Source organism: Wolbachia endosymbiont of Drosophila leontia, from assembly GCF_028981785.1.
Classification (GTDB): Bacteria; Pseudomonadota; Alphaproteobacteria; order Rickettsiales; family Anaplasmataceae; genus Wolbachia; species Wolbachia pipientis.
Window position 1 is genome coordinate 1 of the sequence record NZ_JAPQLK010000056.1, and the last position, 1,986, is coordinate 1,986.

The following is a 1,986-nucleotide window of genomic DNA, read 5'->3' on the forward strand; positions in this document are numbered from 1 at the left end:
CCAGTATTGGTCTAATTTTTTCAAATTGTTCTTTACTTATATCTCTTGGATAGCTTTTTTGCATAGATATACCTCTTTCTTAACTATGCTTATTTTACCTCATATTTTCGAGATCCTTAACAGGTTCTGAGAAAAACTTACCAGCAGAGATAATTCTTCACCCCACAGTTTCCTTTTTACTAGGAAAAGGCGCAGAGTATTATTCTACAGATGATTTGAATGTTGAAGCTATACAACAAAAACCTCCTAGAACCTCTGAATATGAGCCAAAGAGCACTAATTATGATGCTTTGCCTTCAAAAGAGCCAATTTACGCTGAGGTGTATGATGCTAAGGTTAGTAACTCATTAGGGGAGAATGGTTATTTGAGTGTATCAGAAGAATCTATTTATGCTGAAATATATGATTCACATAAAAAATCCACTGAAAATTTATCATTGGAAGATAGTGGTTATTTGAGTATATCAGAAGAACCTATTTATTGCACTATAGATGATCTTTCAGAACAAAAAAGCCTACTAGCCTAAAACAGAAAGAGCCAGAACAGTCGTCAGAACCTATTTATGCTAGGGTAGATTTGTCCAAGAAAAGAGCAGAAAGAAAAGCAAAAGACATAAAAGCTAATTCTGGAACTTGCCATGGGTTAGTGCAAGATAAAGTGAATGATTGGCAAGTGAAGCTAAATGAGCTAAGTGCTAATAAGTCGATAAGTCAGCAGCAGACTAATGATCAAAAAATTAAGACCAAGGCTGGCTTTAGTGTAGAAGAAATAAGGCAGAAATATGAGCGTAGAGATTCTGGCTACGATTCTGGCTATGATTCCGATACAAAAGTTGAACAACAATTAGAATTAGCTCCTAAATCTGAGATAGGTTCAGTGAGTATTGAGCATGGAGTAATAGGAGGCTGTCGATATAAGATTACTGATATATCCCTCTAACTATGTGATTCAAAATAATTGAATTGACTTTATATGTGTAATCGATATAACCTAGTTAGATTCAAGTTGACTCTTTCGTCTAGTGGTTAGGACACCACCCTTTCACGGTGGTAACACGGGTTCAAATCCCGTAAGAGTCACTCAAGTGGAATATAATTAAGGTTTTGAATGGGAAAAATTAGGCTCTATGTTGAAGAAGCTTTATCACAAGGCGTGAGTTTAGCACTTAATCCGCAACAAAGTCACTATATTTGCAATGTAATGCGGCTTAAGAAGTATGATAATCTCTCTCTTTTTAATGGAAAAGATGGAGAATGGTTAGGAGAAGTAGTTAATATATCGCGTAAATTGACAGAAGTTACACCCAAAGAATGCACTAAACAACAGCAATATGAGGAAAATTTATACCTGTATTGTGCCATGGTAAAAAGTGCTGCTTTGAACAACATAGTAAGACAGGCAACTGAAATGGGAGTAATCTGCATTCAATTTATTTCAACAGAACGTACAGTGGTAAAAAATATTAACCTAAGTAGAGCAAAATTACAAGCAATCGAAGCAGCGGAACAATCAGGTAGGATAAGTATACCAGAGATTTTGCCTCCTATTAACTTTTGTGAGTTACCTGATTCCCAAAGTAAAAATTTTGTTTTGTGTGATGAAGCAGGTAAAGCTGACAAAGTGCTGAAAGGCAAAAAAAATGTTGCTATTATTGTTGGTCCTGAAGGTGGTTTTTCATCTTATGAACTTGATCTTGCCGATAAGTTTTGTCAAAAATTGAGTCTAGGAAAAAGAATTTTAAGGGTCGATACTGCTGTAGTTGCTGCACTCACTTTCACCAATTGGTGTAGCTAGATTTTTAAATATGGCTAAGGTTTGGGTCATAAAGAAATCTGGTTCAGTGTTGCGCGCACAAAAACCCTGTAGACTTTCTACGAAGCAGTCTGTTGTTAAAGAGGAGCTAATAAAAAACATATTCTAAGAACCTGTTAAGGATCTCGAAAATATGAGGTAGAATAAGCATAGTTAAGAAAGAGGTATATCTA

3 protein-coding genes and 1 tRNA gene are annotated in these 1,986 nt (G+C 35.4%); all 4 read left to right on the forward strand.

Features of this window, described 5'->3' with window-relative positions:
* Positions 1 to 215: 215 nt before the first annotated feature.
* Positions 216 to 527: a hypothetical protein gene (locus OZD63_RS01825; RefSeq protein ID WP_275007976.1), complete on the forward strand. Its 312-nt coding sequence runs from the start codon at positions 216 to 218 to the stop codon at positions 525 to 527.
* 50 nt (positions 528 to 577) lie between these two features.
* A complete protein-coding gene (locus tag OZD63_RS01830) occupies positions 578 to 940 on the forward strand; it encodes a hypothetical protein (RefSeq protein WP_223823129.1) in 363 nt (120 codons plus the stop codon).
* 68 nt (positions 941 to 1,008) lie between these two features.
* A tRNA-Glu gene (locus OZD63_RS01835) sits at positions 1,009 to 1,080 on the forward strand.
* 28 nt (positions 1,081 to 1,108) lie between these two features.
* Positions 1,109 to 1,795 (forward strand): 16S rRNA (uracil(1498)-N(3))-methyltransferase, encoded by a 687-nt coding sequence (locus OZD63_RS01840; RefSeq protein ID WP_274979797.1) that lies wholly within the window; start codon positions 1,109 to 1,111, stop codon positions 1,793 to 1,795.
* Positions 1,796 to 1,986: the final 191 nt, after the last annotated feature.

Bases quoted from the DNA above. Each gene is read 5' to 3' on its own strand.
- OZD63_RS01840 (WP_274979797.1), top strand. From the start codon at position 1,109: ATGGGAAAAATTAGGCTCTATGTTGAAGAAGCTTTATCACAAGGCGTG.